This is a genomic window from Streptomyces sp. NPDC093149, assembly GCF_044754145.1.
Lineage (GTDB): Bacteria > Actinomycetota > Actinomycetes > Streptomycetales > Streptomycetaceae > Streptomyces.
Genome location: NZ_JBIVON010000013.1, coordinates 217,782 through 236,248, shown reverse-complemented (window position 1 = coordinate 236,248; position 18,467 = coordinate 217,782). Strand labels below are relative to the sequence as shown.

General features: G+C 69.4%; 9 protein-coding genes. 1 reads left to right on the top strand and 8 read right to left on the bottom strand.

Going from position 1 to position 18,467, the window contains the following annotated elements; genetic code table 11:
• The 4 genes from ACIQCZ_RS32450 to ACIQCZ_RS32435 all read right to left on the bottom strand — a co-directional run.
• Positions 1 to 4,705: amino acid adenylation domain-containing protein (locus tag ACIQCZ_RS32450; RefSeq protein ID WP_402287654.1), on the bottom strand; the 4,705-nt coding region annotated here is incomplete at its 3' end.
• Positions 4,706 to 5,206: 501 nt separating this feature from the next.
• Entirely contained in the window at positions 5,207 to 7,399 is a 2,193-nt protein-coding gene (locus ACIQCZ_RS32445) for a BTAD domain-containing putative transcriptional regulator (RefSeq protein WP_402287652.1), read from the bottom strand.
• A 605-nt stretch (positions 7,400 to 8,004) separates the two neighbouring features.
• Positions 8,005 to 9,381: an ATP-binding protein gene (locus ACIQCZ_RS32440; RefSeq protein ID WP_402287649.1), complete on the bottom strand. Its 1,377-nt coding sequence runs from the start codon at positions 9,379 to 9,381 to the stop codon at positions 8,005 to 8,007.
• A gap of 2 nt (positions 9,382 to 9,383) precedes the next feature.
• The gene (locus ACIQCZ_RS32435) at positions 9,384 to 10,061 is read right to left on the bottom strand and encodes a response regulator transcription factor (protein WP_376563208.1); all 678 of its coding nucleotides are present in this window, start codon (positions 10,059 to 10,061) and stop codon (positions 9,384 to 9,386) included.
• 149 nt (positions 10,062 to 10,210) lie between these two features.
• On the opposite strand from ACIQCZ_RS32435, the gene ACIQCZ_RS32430 reads away from it, so the two are divergent.
• Positions 10,211 to 10,405 (top strand): hypothetical protein, encoded by a 195-nt coding sequence (locus tag ACIQCZ_RS32430; RefSeq protein ID WP_402287645.1) that lies wholly within the window; start codon positions 10,211 to 10,213, stop codon positions 10,403 to 10,405.
• Positions 10,406 to 10,497: 92 nt separating this feature from the next.
• Here ACIQCZ_RS32430 and ACIQCZ_RS32425 read toward each other — a convergent pair whose 3' ends face one another.
• The 4 genes from ACIQCZ_RS32425 to ACIQCZ_RS32410 form a co-directional block, all read right to left on the bottom strand.
• On the bottom strand, positions 10,498 to 11,124 hold the full coding sequence (locus ACIQCZ_RS32425; RefSeq protein WP_402287642.1) for a 4'-phosphopantetheinyl transferase family protein: 627 nt from the start codon (positions 11,122 to 11,124) through the stop codon (positions 10,498 to 10,500).
• Entirely contained in the window at positions 11,121 to 11,804 is a 684-nt protein-coding gene (locus ACIQCZ_RS32420) for a BPL-N domain-containing protein (RefSeq protein ID WP_402287639.1), read from the bottom strand. Before ACIQCZ_RS32420 ends, ACIQCZ_RS32425 begins: the two co-directional genes overlap by 4 nt.
• 7 nt (positions 11,805 to 11,811) lie before the next feature.
• Positions 11,812 to 15,864: a Pls/PosA family non-ribosomal peptide synthetase gene (locus ACIQCZ_RS32415; protein WP_402287637.1), complete on the bottom strand. Its 4,053-nt coding sequence runs from the start codon at positions 15,862 to 15,864 to the stop codon at positions 11,812 to 11,814.
• Positions 15,865 to 16,127: 263 nt separating this feature from the next.
• Positions 16,128 to 17,498 (bottom strand): hypothetical protein, encoded by a 1,371-nt coding sequence (locus ACIQCZ_RS32410; protein ID WP_402287634.1) that lies wholly within the window; start codon positions 17,496 to 17,498, stop codon positions 16,128 to 16,130.
• Positions 17,499 to 18,467 lie beyond the last annotated feature (969 nt).

Sequence of the window (18,467 nt, the reverse complement as noted above, 5' to 3'; positions counted from 1 at the left end):
CGCCGAGCAGGACGATGTCCCCGAACGCGGTGTCCGGGTCGCAGACCATCGACTCCAGCACCCGCACGTAGTAGTCCCGCATCAACGCCACCTGGTCCTCGACCAGAACACCGAGGTGGTAGTCGAGACTCAGGAGCAGCCGTGTGGAGTACGGGTTGCGGATCACGCCGACACTCAGCGGGAAGTTGGTCGGCTCGGCACGCAGTGTGCTGAAGCTGTCGATCTTCCCGTCCACGATCGTCAGACGACCCTCACCGAACTCGTCGGTGAGCACGTGGAAGTGGTTGTACACGAAGCTGGTCTCGAACAGGGCCTCGCCACCCATACGACGCTGCAGCGCCCCCAGCGGGTATCGGCGATGGGGCAGCATGTCCTGCTCGGCCTCGAACACCGCGCGTACGAGGTCCAGCCAACTGCCCTCCGGCAGTTCCAGCCGGAACGGGACGGTGTTCAGGAAGAGCCCCCGCACCTCGGTCGCCCCGGCCTCCTCCAGCCGTCCGTTGGACGACAGCCCGGCCAGTACGTCCCTGCTCCCGGTGACCAGACTCATGACCCGCAGATGCGCCGCCAGCATCACGGACTTCAGCGGCACCCCGCAACGCTTGGCCAGCGCCAGCAGTTCGTCGCACAGCTCCGCCGGCAGCAGTGTCTCGATCGAGCCGTGCTTCTCCGCCGTGTGCTGCACCCGCCACTCGTTCTCGCGCTCGGGTGTGGCCAGCGCGGCGTCGTGCCGGTCCGGCCAGCGTGGGAGCCGGCCGATGGGCCGGTCCGTGAGCCGCTCCAGCCAGAACGCCTCGCTCTCCTTCGAGCGCAGCACCTCCCGTTCCGCCGCGATGAAGTCGCGGTAGGCGGACTCGGGCGGGTCGAGGGCGGCGACCGTACCCGCACCGGTCGCGAGCCGGTGGTAGAGGCCAGTGATCTCGGCGAGCGTGGAGTGAAGGCTCCAGCCGTCGAAAATGGCATGGTGCTCGGTCACCGTCCACTGGAACGCATCGTCGGAGAGCCAGTGGATGCCGAACCGCAGCAACGGCGGCCGGGAGTGGTCGAACATGTGGGAGCGTTCGAAGGTCACGTATGCGGCGATCGCCGTCTGTTGCGCCTCGTCGTCGAGTGCGCGCAGATCGGACACCACGCACGGCATCTCCGCCGTGGCATGCACCAGCTGGAGCGGCTCGCTGTAGCCGCTCAGCTCCAGAGACGTACGGAGTATCGGGTGGCGTTCCACGACCAGGCGGAGCGCCTCTTTGAAGCTGCGCTCGTCGAACCGGCCGTTGATGCGCATGCTGTCCACGTTGTGGTACGGCAGCCGTTCACGGTCCAGCTCCATCTCGTAGATCATGCCGACCTGGAGTTCCGCCATCGGATAGGCGTCCACGAGGCCCTGGGGCAGCCGAGCCCTGTCCTCGGCGCTCACCATGGAGAACGGCTCCCGGTCGCGCTGCGGAGTGACGGATACCGCATGGGTCGAGGCGGCCTCGGCCAGCCCCGCCAGGGTGGGCGTGCGGAAGAGGTCCTGCAGCTCGAAGCCCACCCCCTGGGCACGAGCCAGTCCCAGCACCTGGATGCTGCGGATGGAGTCGCCGCCGAGGTCGAAGAAGTTGTCCTGGCGGCCGATCCGGTCGACGCCCAGAACGCTGCTCCAGATCCTCGCGAGCAGTTCCTCCGTCCCGGGCAGCGGAGCGATGAACTCGGCTGTCAGCTCAGGGCGTTCGGCCGTCGGGGCGGGCAACGCCCGGTGATTGAGCTTGCCCTGCGGAGTGAGCGGGAGGGCATCGAGGAAGACGAAGTTCCGCGGGATCATGTACTCGGGGAGGTCGCCGGCGAGGGCGTCGCGGAGTGCGCTGGTGGTGGGCCGGTCGGTACCCGGTTCCGGTACGAGATAGGCGACGAGGTCCGTGTGGCCGCCGAGATCGTCCCGCACGACCACGACGGCCTGCCGGATCTCGGGCCGCCGGCCCAGTCGTGCCTCGATCTCGGGCAGTTCGATGCGGTAGCCGCGCACCTTCACCTGGGCGTCGGCCCGGCCGAGGTACTCCAGGTCGCCGGAGGGTGTCCAGCGGGCGAGGTCCCCGCTGCGGTACAGCCGGGCTCCCGGTGCGCGGCCGAGATGGTCCGGCACGAAACGCTGTGCGGTGAGCGCCGGTTGGCCCGTGTAGCAACGTGTCACGCCGGGCCCGCCGACGTGGAGCTCCCCGATGACACCGATCGGACTCGGATCCCCCGACGGATCCAGGACATAGAGACGGAGATCGGGCAGCGCCCTGCCGATCCGGCTGAACGTACCGTCGAGCTGGTCCTCGTCCACCTCGGTGTACGTCACGTGCACGGTGGTCTCGGTGATGCCGTACAGGTTGACGAGAAGCGGCGAGGCGTAACGGTGACGGGCACCCCAGCGGCGCACCGAGGCCCGGTTCAGCGCCTCGCCCGCGAACAGCACTGCCCTCAGCCCCAGCTCCCCACCCTCCACGGCATCGACCGTCTCGAACTGGCGGAAGGCGGAAGGGGTTTGGCTGAGCATCGTGACCGACCGGTCGCGTACGAGTGCGTAGAACGCCTCGGAGTCCCGGCTGGTCAGATACGGCACCACGACGAGGCGTCCGCCGGTGGTGAGGGCACCCCACATCTCCATGACCGACACATCGAAGGCGTAACTGTGGAAGAGGCTCCAGGTGTCGTCGGGGCCGAACGGGAGGCGTTGTTGGACGGCGCTGAAGAGGCGGGTGACGTTGGCGTGCGTGACGGTGGTGCCCTTGGGGCGTCCGGTGGACCCCGAGGTGAAGATGATGTAGCAGGCGTGGTCGGGGTCGAGGCATTGGGGGAGGTGAGCGAGGGTGTGGTCGAGGTCCGGCGTGGTGGTGGCCTGGAGGGTGTCGATGTTCAGGGTGTGCCAGGGGCCGTGGGGGATGGTGGTGTGGGTGGGTTGGTGGGTGAGGACGAGGGTGGCGTCGACTTCGGTGAGCATGTGGTGCATGCGGTCGGTGGGGAAGGCGGTGTCGAGGGGGACGTAGACGCCGTGGGCCATGAGGACGGCGAGGGTGGTGATCACGGTGTCGGGGGATCGTTCGACGCAGATCCCGACGCAGACCTCGGGTCCCACGCCGTGTTCGATCAGGAGTGTGGCGATCTGTGCGGCGCGGGTGACGAGTTCGGCGTAGGTGAGGGTGGTGTCGTCGCAGACGACGGCCACGGCGTCGGGGGTTTCCAGTGCCCGGCGTATGACCAGTTCGTGGATCGCTCCGACCGGGAGTTCACCGCCGTCACCCGCCCATGACTCCAGCAGCTCCCGCTCGGCGGGCCCCATGAGCGGAAGTCGGCTCACCGGGAGATCGGGCGTGGCGAGGATCTGACCAAGCAGGATCTGCCAATGGTCCACCAGGGTACGGATGGTGTCGGCGTCGAACAGGTCCGTCGCGTACTCGACCTGGAGATGGAGCCCGCCCGGACGCCGGTACACCGACCAGGTGATGTCGAACTTCGCGGTCCCCGTGGCCACCATGGAACGCTCGACGCTCAGCCCCTCACCGAAGGGCTCCAGCGGCTCCTCCTCATGGAAGGCGAAAAGCGTCTGCACAATCGGGTTGTGACTCAGTGACCGTTCGGGGTGCAACTGTTTCACGGCGAGATCGAACGGGGCCCTGCTGCGGGAGAGCGCGCTCAGCAGCGACGCGCGGGAGCGCGCCACGAGCTCCCGGAAGCAGGGGTCGTCCCCCAGGTCCACCCGGAGGACGAGCGTGTCGACGAAGAAGCCGACCAGATCGTTGAGCTTGGCGTTGTCCCGGCCCGCCACCGGCGAACCGACGACGACATCGCTGCTCCCCGAGTGGCGCGCGGCGAGCACCTGGAAGGCGGCGAGCATCACCGTGTACAGACTGACGTTCTCCTCGGCGGCGAACGCCTCCAGCGCTGCCGAGGACACCCCGGTGAGCGGGAAGTCCGTCGTCTCACCCCGATAACTCATCTCGGCCGGTCGGGGGCGGTCCGTGCCGAGGTCCAGCACGGCCGGGGCATCGGCCAGCGTGTCCGTCCAGGCCGCCAGGGCCTTCTCCGTACGAGGGCCGCGCAGCGTCTCGCGCTGCCACAACGCGTAGTCGGCGTACTGGACCGGCAGTTGCTCGACCGACCCGCCGACGCCACGGTATGCCTCGTTCAGCCGGCGCTGGAACACATCGAGCGACCAGCCGTCGCACGCGATGTGATGGAAGGTCAGTTGCAACCAGTGCTCGTTCTCGGCCAGCCGGTACAGCGACGCACGCAGCATCGGATCCCGGGCCAGGTCGAATGGCCTGCGGGCATCCGCCTCGACGGCCTCCCGAGCGCTGCGGGCGCGGTCGGCGGGTGCGAGGCCGGTGAGGTCGACGAGTGGGCAGTCGGTCTCACGGGTGTCCAGCAACCGCTGGCGCGGCTCCCCGTTCCCGTCCGCCTCGAAGACGGTGTACAGGGCGTCATGGCCGGCCGCGGCCGTAGTGACGGCGGCCGTCAGGCGGGCGGCGTCCAAGGGGCCGGTGAAGCGAAGAACGACCGGAATGTTGTAGACGGCGTTGTCCCCGAGCCAGCGGTCGAGGAACCACAGCCGCTGCTGGCCGAAAGAAAGCGGACCGCGCTCATCCGGCCTGGCGCGGAGCCGGCCGGCCGGGGACGGTCTCGTTCCGCCTCCAGTACCCGCGTTGTCTGCCGCGTTCTCGTCGGTCGTGGGGATGCCGTCCATGATGACGCCCTTCTCACCGGTCCACTAAAGGTCCAATAAAAACGAAACGCGGCCGCGGTTTCTTGAAGAGCACACAGAGCAGTGCGTAGGCGCATCGCCGAAGAGAACCTGTGAACGCTGCAAAGAACTGCGGGATTATTTGCATGGGACATGGAGGAGCGCTGTCACATTAGAGAGGCGCATCAGGGCCGGTCAACCCTCGTCATTAGCGCCTGACCTGCACCTTTTAGCGATCGGGAGGGTTTTGGATCACATCCTTAGCGTAAATTTAGGGAAGCAATAGAGCTAAATAAGCACACGCCCGCCTTGTATATGAACGGAAGATTGAATCGCGTCCGGGTGCGTCGTTCCCCGGAGCCCGTCGAGGTTCCCGTTGAGTTGTGCGGGACCGCCGGAGGGGTTGTCAGCAGGGCAGCCGTGACGGGCTGCGCGCCGATATCGAGCCGGCGAAAGGGAATCGGTGCCTACGGCTGAACCGCCGTGCTGCCACCCGAGGAGGGATCACTTTCGGGCCAGCGCCGTCGAACTGCTCGCCAGGCGGCAGGAAATGGTCCACAGGCCGATTTCGGCCGCCTGTCGGCCCGCCGCCTCCACCTGGGCGCGCTCCTGCTGGTACCAGGCGAACGGGTCCGCCAGCAGACGGTCGACCAGGCTCCGCGGCATCGCGTGGCAGCGGATGGGCTCATCCGATACGGGCGGATCCCCGTACCCGCCGCGGCGCTGTGCTTCTCCGGTGAGATACGCCAGGGTGTCGAGAACGCGCCGCAGTGCCGCCCGCTGCTCCTGCGGCGACTCCTCGGCCGCCAGGCGTTCCAGGGCGAAGGCCCGTACGAAGGCGGGGAAACGGTACCGGACGGCTCTGGACGCCTGGTCCACCACCGCTTCGAGCAGATAGGACTCGGTGAGTTCGTCCAACAGGTCCTGGGCGCGATGCGGTTCGCATTCGAGCAGAGGAGCGCCGATCCAGGGGGCGAAGTCGGGTATCTCCAGCTGGGCGAGTTGGCGCAGGGCCCGCTGGGCCTCCGGACTGAGCGCCCCGTAAGCCGGGGTCATGCACATGCGGACCGCCTGCTCCACGTGGCGCAGCTCGTCCGGGCGGCGGGCCGCGTCGGCGCATCGGCCCACCGCCTCGGCCTGGGCGACGGCGTCCGCCACGGTCCGGTGCGGCCGGGCGGCCAGACGAGCTGCGACCGCGCGCAGCACGAGCGGCAGATCGTCGCAGGCACGGCAGAGCTCCTCGACGGCCAGCGGTTCGGCGGCGACCCGCCGCCGGCCGATGATCTTCATCAGCATTTCCACGGAGCTTTCCCGTCGGAACCGGGAGAGCTCGATGCGGGTGTCCGCGGGCAGCCCGGTGAAACGCCGCCACGAGGTGATCAGCACCCGCGATCCGGACGACCCGGGGAGCAGTGGGGCGACCTGGCACTCGGATGCCGCGCCGTCCAGCACGACGAGGACCCGGCCCTCCGCCAGCAGGTCACGGTACATCTCGGCGCGCTCCTCGACGCTGCCAGGGACGGCTTCGTCGGTCACCCCGAGCGCCCGCAGGAAACGCCGGAGCACCTCGGCGGCGCTTGTCGGGTGGCCCGGGGCGTCGGACAGTTTCGCGAAGAGCTGCCCGTCGGGGTAGTCCGGAGCGAGCCGATGGGCGACGTGTACGGCCAGGGTTGTCTTGCCGGAGCCACCCCGGCCGGTGATCACGGTGACGGGGACGACGGTTCGGGGTGCGTCGGTGCGGGTGGAGGCGGCCAGGATGCGCCGGATCGCTCGCGCGCGGCCGGTGAAGTCTGCGATATCGGCGGGCAGCAGCCGCGGAATCCTGTGCGCCTGAGGTGCCGGAACCGCCGGAAGTGCCGGAGATTCCGGGACCGCCGGGCCGCTGCCGGGCCCGTTCGGCTGGGCGGCGTCCGCCGTCACCATGATGAAGGGCTGGATCCGGGGTGGCGTGCCCCACTCCTCTTCCCCGGCCAGGATCATGCGGTGCAGTCGCTGCAGTTCCGCGCCGGGCTCGATGCCGAGCCTCTCGACGAGGGCCGCCCGCGCCTGGCGGTAGGCGTCCAGGGCCTCGGCCTGCCGTCCCGCGCGGTGGAGCGCGGTCATCAGGAGCACCCGCAGGCGTTCCCGGAGGGGGTGGGCGACGACCAGAGCGCCGAGTTCACTCACGGCGCGGCGGTGATTGCCGAGCCGTAGTTCGAGTTCAAGACATTGTTCCTGTACGGCGAGGCGGCGCTCGTCGAGTTGGACGGCCTTCGCCCGTACCGGCTTGCTGCTGATATCGGTCAGGGCGTGTCCCTGCCACAGCTCCAACGCGGCCCGTAACTCCTTTACCGCCTGCTGGGGTTGCTGGGCGGCAGCGGCCCTTCCGCCTGCGGTGACCCGTTCCTCGAAGGCATGGAGGTCGAGTTGCCCCTCGGTCATCCGTAAGAGATAGCCGGGCGAGCGGGTCACGATCGGGCCGGGCTGGGATCCCGCGGGGAGTATGCGCCGCAGCGCGCAGATGCCGATCTGTACCTGGGTGCGGCTCGTCGCCGGGGGCTTCCGCTCCCATATGGCCTCCACCAGACGGTCATTGGAGACGACACGTCCCGATTCGAGAAGCAGCATCGCCAGAACCGTGCGCTGACGCTGCCCGCTGACATCTATGCGCCTGCCGTCGTCCACGACTTCGAGCGGCCCCAGAATCCTGAACTGCATGGGCGCCCCTTCGAGGTGGTGACGGCTCGCAGAGGGCGATGGCGCCCGGCCTGACGTACAGGCTCGCCGACCTCCACCGCGCCTGGCGCGTTCGAATACTGGTGCAAGGTGTACGAAAAGCGGATACGGGATGTGCATTCGAATGATTGCATGATCGAAAGGCGTCAGTCAACGACTCACTTTCCTGGCCGCGCCTGTCAACTTCTTTTCTGCTCGGACGCGTTATGGGGCGAGTCTCTCTGCAAGTTCCGGAAAAAGAACGTCCGAAATTCCATGTTTGAAGTGCGGGCGCCCGGGTTTTCTCCGGGCGCGATTCCCTCGGGATGCTCGTACCCGCGACAGGCGATATGCCTGGTATGCGTGTCGAATTGTGGCCCCGGGACGCCGTCCCCCGTGTCGTTCGAGAACCTGTCCGGACCCTTTGGCATACGGGACAACCCTCAGCGATTCGGCGGCGGCCTCGGAGCCCGCTCCCGGCGAGCTGGGCCCGTACGTCTGAAGTGTCCGATGGAACAAGCCGTCCAAGCACGGAATTGCCCGGGACCCGAAGTTTCTGTGCGGTGGGCCGAGATGCCACAGAAGGACCTGCGCCGCCCCGACAGCGATCACCGGTTCTCCGTCGGCAGCAGCACGACCAACCGGGCGCCGGGCCGGTTGTCCTCGATGCGGGTGCTGCCGTGGTGGGCCCTGACGATGTCACGGACGATGGCGAGGCCGAGGCCGCTGCCGCCGGTGTCACGGGCGCGGGCGTCGTCCAGGCGGGTGAAGCGTCCGAAGACGCGCCCCCGGTCGGCCTCGGGGATGCCAGGGCCATCGTCGGCGACGACCAATTGTGCGGTGCCGTCGCGGTTGCGGAGGCTGACGTCGACGCGCGTGCTGGCGTAGCACAGGGCATTGTCCAGCAGGTTGCGTACGACACGGACAAGGGCGTCCTCATCGCCCGCCACACGTGCCGCGCCGACGGCGCGCTGGTCGATGACGAGCAAGGTGCGGCGGCGAGCCTCACGCACCTCGGTGAAGACGATGTCGTCCAGGTCCACAGGGCGCGCGGGCGGTTGGGGTCGGGCGTCCAGCCGGGCGAGTTGGAGCAGGTTGTCGACGAGCCGGGTGAGACGTTCGGTCTCGTGGAGCAGGCCGGGGGCGAGGGTCCGCCAGTCGGCGGAACCGGGATGACGGGCGGCGACTTCCAGACGAGTGTGCAGGGTACTGAGAGGGCTGCGAAGCTCGTGGGCGGCGTCCGCGATGAATCTTCGCTGGCGCTGGGTCGCCGTGTCCAGACGGGCCAGCAGGTCGTTGAAGGTCCTGGCCAGCCGCCCGAGCGCGTCGTCGGCGGGCGGTTCGCCGAGGCGATGACTGAGGTCCGACGCGGTGATCTCGGCGGTCTGGGCGCGCATGGCGTCCACGGGGCGCAGCGCGCGCCCGGTGAGCTGCCACACGACTGCGGTGAGCAGGGCGATGACTGCCGGCACGCCCGTGGCCAGACCGGTGGCGAGCTGGGCCAGACCGTGGTCCACGCTCTCGGTGGAGACGGCCACGTAGACGGTCATGGGGTTGCGGGCCGTGCCGGCGGGGAAACCGACGGCGCGCCATGTCCCGCTGTACCCCACAGGAATGTCGTGGACGGTGTGGGCCCGTGGGTTGCCGGACTCGCTCGCCGGAAAGTCGAACGCCCGCGGCCGGTTGCGCAGATTGGCCGAGCTGGAGAGCACGTTTCCCTTGCTGTCGACGATCTGCACCGCGACTTCTCCGTGGCTGGTGACGGGTATTTCCACGGGGACCCGGTCGCTGTCCGTGCTCGCTGCCACGACCTGGGCGCGCTGCAGGGCGGTCTGGTCGAGACCGCTGATCAGGCTGGTGTGCAGCCAGACGGAGAGCAGCACGGCGGCCCCGGCCAGTGCGACGGCCATGACCAGGGCTGCGGCGGCGCTCAGCCGCAGCCGCAGCGACCGACGCGCCCACCAGGACCGGACGCCGGCGGCCATGCTCACCTCGCACCGCTGCGCAGCAGGTAGCCGGCACCGCGGACGGTCTCGATGGTGCAGCGGCCGAACGGGGCGTCGATCTTGCGCCGGAGGTAGCTGACGTACACCTCGACGATGTTGGTGTCGCCGTCAAAGTGCTCGTCCCACACGTGGGTGAGGATGTCCGTCTTGCTGATCACCTCGTCGGGGTGCCTGAGCAGGTACTCCAGGAGTGTGAACTCCCGTGCCGTCAGATCGATGTCATGGTCCCCGCGGCGGCAGCGGCGGCGTGCGGGATCCACGGTGAGGTCGTCGGCGGCGAGCACGGCGGGCCGGGCGGGTGCCCCGCGCCGCAGCAGGGCCCTCAGGTGGGCGACGAGCACCACGTAGGAGAACGGCTTGCTCAGGTAGTCGTCGGCGCCGAGGTCGAGGGCATCCGCTTCGTCGTGCTCCCCGTCCTTTGCCGTGAGCGTCAGCACCGGCGTCCAGATCTTGGCGGCTCTCAGCCGTTTCAGGACCTCGTACCCGGACAGGACGGGCAGCATGATGTCCAGGACGATCACGTCGTAGGGCTCGTGGAGAGCACGCCACAGTCCGTCCGCCCCATCGTGTGCGAGGTCGGCGACGAAGCCCTCTGCGGCAAGTCCGTCGGCGATGGCCTCGGCGAGTGCGTGTTCGTCCTCGATGATCAGCATCCGCATGGCAGCCTCTCTCCATCCACCGTAGCTCCGGACCAGCGGCTGTTTGATCGAGAGGATCCTGAGGATCGGTTCGGCTCTCAGCTTCCTCTTAGCGCCGCGGTCACAGGCTGGAATCGTCAAACAGGCTCGGACAGGCAAGGTGAGGAACGATGAAGAGCCTCCGAGACGAGCGCCGGGACCGGGATACCAGGGAGCGCATGCGACGCGACGACGACCGCGACCGGCGGTCAACCACCGACGTCCGGCGAGTCGGCGGGCGGCCCGAGGGACGGCGGGAGACGGACCTCGACGAGCGGGAGTACCTGGTGCGCACGTCGCGCGTAGCCGATCGGCCGTTCGGCTGACAGGGGTGGGGACAACCGAAGAATCGAGGACTGTCCGACGGCGATCACGGCCGGTTCGTGCCGTACGGAGCACGGACCGGCCGCGTGCGCCGTCAACAGTGGCGGACGGCGATCGCTGCGACACGGTCCGAGTCCACGGCGACGTCCGCGATCGTCCAGCCCTCGGGGCATTCGGCCGGTGCCGTGCCCGTGCCGACGTAGTCGGCGGACAACCCCAGGGCCAGGCCTGTGCCGAGGCCCTTGAGGTAGGCCTCCTTGCGTACCCAGGCCCTGGCGAAGGCCGGGGGCCGTTCGTCCTCGGGCAGGCCTGCGAGCTCGGCCCGCTCCACCGGGTGCAGGTCAGCGGCGAGTCCGCTCACGACGCCGGACGGCGGGATTCGCTCCATGTCGACGCCGACGGGTGTGTCGGCGAGCGCGATCAGGCAGAGGCCGCCGCTGTAGGCCAGGGAGAAGTACGGTGGTGTGCCTCCCGCCACTGTCGGCCGGCCGTGCGGACCGCCGCACACCGGGCACGGCTCGCGAGTGAGCGCCACCTGCCGGGGCGGGACACCGAGCCGGGCGGCAAGGAGGCGGCGCAGTGCAGCGTGCCCGGCGACGTACCGGTTGCGGACCGCGTCCTTGGCGAAGGCGCGGGCCCGCCGCCGTTCCCCGGCGTCCAAAGTCGTCGGCGCAACCGGCGTGTCCGCGCGCACGAGCCACAGGGCGGGCGGTGCTGTCACCCCTGCATCACCGCTTCCACCAGGTCCAGGGCCAGGTCCAGGGTGTGCTGAACCTGCAGGCCGTGGTCGGTGTACCAGTCATCCGTGGCCTCCGGGTGTGGTCCGGTGACCGCCACAGGACCGCTGCCGAACCGGGTCACGAGGGCGGCGGGGGTGCCGTTGTCGTAGGTGGCAAGGATCCTCGCGTCGGCGTTCTCTTCGAGGACGAAGAGGGGGCCGTCCTGGAAGAACACCGTGCGCGGGCGACCCCGCCACGTCACCTGGACCAACGTGTTGCCCTCGTCGTGGACTGTGGCCCCCGGAGAGCGGATGTACTGGTCGGTGTCGCCCGGAAGGAGACCAAAACCCGGGGTGACCCCGGCGAGGTACCCGCCGAGGCAGAAGCCCAGATAGCGCCCGCCGCCGTGGACGAAGTCCCGGATCGTTCGGCGCTGCCGACGCAGAGTCCGCCAGGCGGCGGCGAGTGTGCCCCCACCGGGCTGGGCGTACAGCACGGCGCGGGACAAGGACTCGGCAGACAGCGGGCAGGTCTCGTCCGGGCCGGTGAAGCGGACATCCAGGCCCCACGGACCGGAAGCGAGGAGTCCGGCGACCGCCTCGGGACAGCCGGGCAGCGAAGCCGGCCCGCGATAGACGAGAGCGAGGCGACGGTGCCCGGCCAGGGGCTCGGCGGCAGCCATGGCAGCCTCACCGCACCTGCTTCGTCGGCCCGGCAGGAACGGACCGCACGGTGGGCCGCACGTCGAGCCCTTCGGCGGGGAGCCCGTGCCAATTCGTTCCCGGCGTCAGCCGCTCGCCCTTCATGACCAGGGACAGCGCCCCGAGCCGGACACCGGCACCCACCACCGCGTCGTAGAGCACGATCGTCCGCGGGCCGATGCTCGTGCCGGGGCCGACGGTCACCGTCGACATCTTCATCACGCGGTCCTCGAACAGGTGGGTCTGCAGTGAGACGTGCAGGCCGATCGCGGCGTCGTCGCCGACCTCCACCAGGTCGAACTCGGTGAGGTACGTGGTGCCGATCCAGGTGCGCCGCCCGATGCGGGCGCCGAACCGGCGCAGCACCGGGGGCAGGAACGGCGTTCCCGCCAGGACACCCACACCTGCCGGGACCGCGGCCGCCTCGAACAGGCCGGTGACGAACTCCGTACGACGCACGAACAGGCTCCACAGGGGCTCGACGCGCGGCCGGTACCGTCCGGCGACCACCCACTTGGCCAGCGCGCAGTACCCGATGACGGCCAGCGTGGCGCCCATGGCGAGGAGCGGCGACACGAGCAGCGGCACCAGCGACCCCGTCCGGTCGGCGATGCCGGCCAGGACCAGGAGGTAGAGGCAGGCACTGGTGGCGAGCACAGAGGCGGGCACGGTGGCGCGGAAGAACTCGATTGCCAGGCGGACGAGCACCGCCCTGCGTGTGGGCCGGAAGGTCAGTTCCTCGGGAAAATTCCCACTGCTCTGGCGCACCGGCAGCCGCAGTGCGGGCGAGCCCAGCCAGGTGCTGTCGGCGGGCACACGGTCCTGGGACGGCACCGTACCCACACCGATCAGAGAGCCCGGGCCCAGCCGGGTGCCGGCGGGAACGAGCGCCGCGTTGCCCACGAATGCGCGCCGGCCGACTTCGGTGGGCACGAACGCCACGCGGTCGACCGCGAAGGTGGCGACGCCGATGCCGGCCATGTCGGCGACGAAACTGCCGTCGCCGAGGTCGAGCAGGTCCGGGTCGATGTGTGCCGCGGTGGAGACCTCGGCGCTGCGGCCCACGCGGGCGCCGAGCAGCCGCAGCCACGGGGCCGTGTAGAGCGTTGCGTAGAGCGAACTGGTGAGGAAGAGGCTGTGCTCGAGCAACTTGTCGACGAACCACTTGCGCACGCCGAGTGCCGAGCGGGCCGGGTGGATCCCGGGGGGTGTCCTCCGCAGGACCGCCCGCTTCCCGACGGCGACGATCAGGCACGCCGTGGTCACGAAGAGCGGGCCGGACAACGCGGCGGCCACCAGACCGGCGGCCGGTCCGCTGTACAGCCAGGCCCACCAGAACAGGGCGACGCCCGGCAGTGCCATGGCGACCACCGCTGCTTCGAGCACGGTCAGGCCGAGCACGACGGCGGCCAACTGCCGTGGGCGCCAACGGTCCGTCCCGGCCCCGGTGCTCAGCATCTTCTCGACGAGCGGGGAGAGTGCCTCCACCGGGCGCGCGGGCGATCCGGCACGGCGCGCCCCGGCGGGAACCGCCTCGTCGGGGCCTGCCACGGACTGCTCGCCGAGCGCGGCCCGGGGGCCCAGGCACGCGCCGGGTTCGAGGACCGCGTTGGCGCCGACGTACGCCCGCTCTCCGACGGTGATCGGGGCGACCGTGACCCATCCGTCGGAGACCTGCCAAGGGCGCAGCGTGGCGCCGTAGCCGATCGCGGCGTCACGGTCGATGCGCAGCAGTGTGGGCAGGCCGACGAAGCTGGTGGCGATGGTGGCGCCAGGGCCGATGCGTGCGCCGAGAAGCCGCAAATAGTGGCCCATCAGAGGGGACCCGCTCAGTACCCGCAAGGGGCCGATGCCGTGCAGCAGCACGTCCAGCGCCCACAGACGCAGATACGTCGCTCCCCACAGCGGGTACCGGCCGGGCCTGATGCCCGCCGCCAGCGGTCGTGCCAGGGCGAGGGGAACGAGCCAGCGAATGGTGGTGTAACCGGCCAGCACGGCGAGCGTCGACACGACGGCCCCCCAGCCCGATGTCCGGCCGTGGTTCAGCGCGTAGGAGATGGCCACCGGTCCCGTGAGCAGGAACAGCAGCCCGTAGAACGCCGCCGCCTGGGCCAGTCCGGCCCGCGCGATCCGTGCGCGGCCGTGCCGGAGCGGCGCGGGCCGGGCCCGGCCCATCGGGCGAGGCGCGTCTGCCGAGGAACGCAGGCGTGCCGCGAACGTTCGCACGGTCGGGTTCTCGTACAGGTCGCGCAGGGTCGGGCCGGTTCCGCCGTCCCGACCCCGCAGCAGCGATACGACGCGGGCGGCGAGCAGGGAGTGACCGCCGAGGTCGGTGAAGAAGTCGGCCTCCGCCGAAAGCTCCTCGGGGGCGATGCCGAGCGTCTGCGCCCAGGCGTCCCGCACCGTCGTCTCCAACTCGCCGCGGGCCGGCGTCACGCGGCCGGTGTCGATGAACCGGCGGCCGGTCGGTGCGGGCAGCCGCGTGCGGTCGGCCTTGCCGCTCGGCATGACCGGCAACCGGTCGAGGAAGTCCAGTGTCGAGGGCACCATGTAGGCGGGCAGCGAGCGGCGCAGGCGCTCGTCCAGCCGTCCGGCGAGGATGTCGTCAGGGATCACGCCGTCCTCGGCGCGCACCACGTAGGCGGCCAGAGCGCGGTCACCGTCGTACCCGTTGTGCCGGGCCACGAGAGCGGTGGCCGCCTGGGCCACCCCGGGGTCTTCCAGCAGTACGTTGTCGATCTCGTCCAGCGACACGCGGTAGCCGCGGATCTTCACCTCGGCGTCGGCCCGGCCGAGGTAGTCGATCTCCCCGTCGTCGGTCATCCTCCCGAGGTCTCCGGTGCGGTACAGGCGGCCGCCGGGCGCCAGGCGGTGATCGACGAAACGGTCGGCGGTCAGGTCCGGCCGGCCCACATAGCCCCGGGCAAGGCCCGGACCGCCCAGACAGATCTCACCGACGGCTCCCTGCGGCACGGGCCGGCGCCGCTCGTCGAGGAGAACGACCGAGTACGTCGGCAGGGGGCGTCCTATGGTCACCGGGCGGCCCGGCCGGAGTTCCTGCCAGGTTGCCGTGACCGTGGCCTCGGTCGGCCCGTAGGTGTTGAGGATGCGCCGTCCTGGCCTGCTCCACCGTTCGACGAGCGAGGCAGGGCACGCCTCACCGCCCACGACGACGCTGCGGATCCGCGGAAGGTCGTACGGGATCGTCGCCAGCAGCGTCGGCACGCAGTACAGGACAGTCACGTTCTGGTCCTGCAGGAAGTCGGCGAGTTCGGCGCCCAGCCGTCCCGGACCGTCCGGTCCGGCAACGAGCGTGGCACCGGCCGTCCAGGTCGGCCAGATCTCCTCGATGGAGAAGTCGAACGAGATGGTCATGCCCTGATACACCCGGTCGTGCGGCCGGACGCCGTAGATCGGGGACACGACGCGCAGGAAGTTGCAGATGCTCGACTGAGCGATCTCCACCCCCTTGGGCCTGCCGCTGGATCCCGAGGTGTACATGATGTACGCAAGCGGATCGTCCGCGCCCCGGTCCTCGGCGGCCGGGCGCGAGGACGGCAGCGGGACGAGGTCTCCGGCGCACGCATCGATCTCGATCACCGGGCACACCTGGCGCAGCCCCGCCCAGGCGGCGCCGGCAGCGAGAGCGGACGTGGTCAGCACCGCGGTGGCGCCCGCGTCGCCCAGGATGAAGGCGACCCGGTCGGGCGGCGCAGCGGGGTCGATGGGAACGAACGCCGCGCCCGTCTTGCAGACGCCCAGCAGGCACACGTACATGTCCACGGACCGGGGCAGCAGCAGGGCCGCGCGGCTGCCCGAGCCAATGCCGCTGCGGCGCAGACGGTGGGCGACTCGATTGGCTCGGGCGTCGAGTTCTGCGTAGGTCAGGCGGCGCGGGCCGCATTCGAGGGCGACGGCCGACGGCGTGCGGTCGCAGGCATCCTCGAAGAAACGGTTCAGTCTGCCGACGGTGCCCGCCGTCCCCGAGGTGGTGCGGTCTCCCGTAGGAACGACGGGCGGGGCGGCGGTGTGGGAGGCCATGGGTTCTCCCTTTTCGATGCGAAAGGTGCGTGGTCATTCCCAGTGACTCTTTCAGCCTGGGTGATGCCCGCTGAGAGGACGCTGAGAGGCGGATCCTCGCGGGATGGCACAGCATTCGCGGACGCCCGCGAACAGAGGGAACTCCGTCGGTCCACAGCTGTCCGGCGTCCCCCACGACTGCGACCCGGCAACTTTCCGTGATGGTGACAGCGCATTTTCAGGCGCAGGCCGCTTCCGTGTAAGCCGGTTGTCGAACCGGGCGATCAACTTTGACGCACCATGTGACGCCGGACGTTGAAGATCAAGTTGGGGAACAGGGAAACCTCCGCTGTCCGCTGCAGGTAGTCAGCCCCGGATGTGCCGCCGGTTCCGGGTGCGGAGCCGATGATTTTGAGTGTTATTCCCCAGTGAGTGCGCTTCGACATGTGCCAGCCGGCATCGAGTCTCCGCATGCTTTCCTCCAGCCTGGTGACGGTCTGCGGGGGAAGTCCGGGCAACTGTCGCTCGAAAACTTCTTGCAGTGTTTCGCCTTCGGGAGCGAGAAGCGGTGCTTGAGGAGAATATGAGCCGGGATCTCGCGGCGCGCTCAGCAACTCCACCCGTCGATACGAGGTGGATTGAACGGCGCTCCTGCCGTAGGTGTTCTCGCGGATGACGGCGAATGCCTCGCGCGGCATCGTGGTCAGGACGCGGAAGAGCGCAGGCGTGGCCTCGAGCCGATGTGCCGCGTCACTCAGTTCGTCGCGGCAACCTTCGGCATCACCGTTGTCCAGGGCGGTGATGGCACGTCCGAGGCAGCGGCCGATATGGACGTACAAGCCCTCGAAGATCTGAATGGTCCTGATGAACATCTGCTCGTCATGAAGCCGGGTCACAGGCAGCATCGTGGCTTCCACGAGGCGTCGGACGGGCTGCTCGATCCGATCGGCCGCTGCCGAGATGGCCCTGGACGCGGCAGCCATCAGGGCTTCATCGCCATTGAGATCGTCCTCTGTGGCGAATGGGCCGGCCTTGCCCTCGAACTTCGCTCCCCAGGCGGGTGCGAGAGCGTTCATGCCTCTCAGGAGCCGGTAGGTCGCGCGCGCCCTGGTCCGCTGCCGTCGGCTGGGCTCGGCGGCGAGAGCAGATGTCTCGATGGAGAGAAGGTCCACGGCGAGAGCTGCCATGATGGTGTCGGAGAGGATGTCGCCCTTTTCCCCTTCCGACCGTTCCCTCATTCTGTCGTAGAGGTGGGTGCCCACGTAGGTGTGGTAATCACCTCCCTCCTGGTCGAAAGTGAGACGCAACCAGGAGGACAGCGGCGGCGTGCTCACCTCCTCGTCCTCGGGTGGTGCCTCGCTCTGCATCGAGGCGTGGAGAACGCGCAATTTGGCGATGAGAGCAGGGAGCGCGGCGCCACGCCCCACGCTCCGAAAGTGCTCGATGACGTCCCCGAAGGGGAATTTATCGGTTATCGTCCGGTATGACCCTTCGCTGTCGACCGCACTGCACCATTCCTCGACTGCGTGCAGGGCGCGAGTTCCAACCGCATCTGTGAATTCCGCCTGTACTGCATGCCGGCTCAGGGCCGCCACACCGATACCGTCAAGCAATGGTCCGGCAGGTCCTGATCCTTTCGCCGCGTTTGCGCTCATAATTCATCTCATTTCAGCGAACGCTATCGTCTGTGAAAAGCCTGAATCTGCCGATCGCTTCCTCGGTGTTCGCCGTTCTCGGTACGGCTCACGGGCTCGATGAGGCTCTTGGGGCGCATATCGGTCCAGTCGGCCGGACTCGTCTTCTGAATCGCGTGGTCGATCTCGACGTCGATACGGGTCGGCGCGGGGTGGGTGAACGGTCCGCTTCACAGGACCGCGGCGAGGGTGTCGAGGAGGGCGGCGGCGAACGGCGGCTTCGCGGACGGGGCCGCCGGTGGCGGCGTAGCGATCGAGTGCGTGGCGTGTCTGGGTGAGCACGTGCTGGGCGGGGCAGTGCTCGGCGCCGGGCCGGCCGGGGACGGCGCCGGGGGCGCCGAGGTGGGTGCGGTCGAAGAGGGAGGTGTCGGAGACGATCAGGTCGTCGGTGCCGCGGATCCAGCCGATGGGCGGTCTGGCGTCGATCCGGTGCAGGTCGTCGATGCGGAAGCGGGTGGGGGCCATGGCGTTGAGGTCACCTGGGGGACCGGGGCGGTGCCACGGTAGGACGGTGCGGGGGACCTTCCTATGGGGTGAGCGGTCACAGATTGGGGCGGGAGCGTGTGTGGTGTCGCCATCTGCCGGGGACGGGAGGGGCAGCGTCGCGCCCTGCATGCGGCCGGGCGCTCGACGCAGAAGTTCTCCAGGAGCGTGGGTGCCAGGTTGATGGCCGGCACGAGGGTGTTGCGCCGCTCGCCCGCGCTCCGCGCGCGGGCCGGTTGGCGGGGCGCGGGATGTTCCGCGCGGCCGTGCGCATTCGCTGGCACAGAGCCTGCTCGGCAGTGGTGCCGGACGACCGACTGCCGGGCGGCCTCAGCCCGAATCCGGGCCCGCTGGTGCTTGGATTCCGACCACTCACGCGCAGGGCTGCCTGGGGCCGCGGCACAGCCGGCCGACCTCACTGGCCCTGCGCCGTTCACCTTCGCCCGA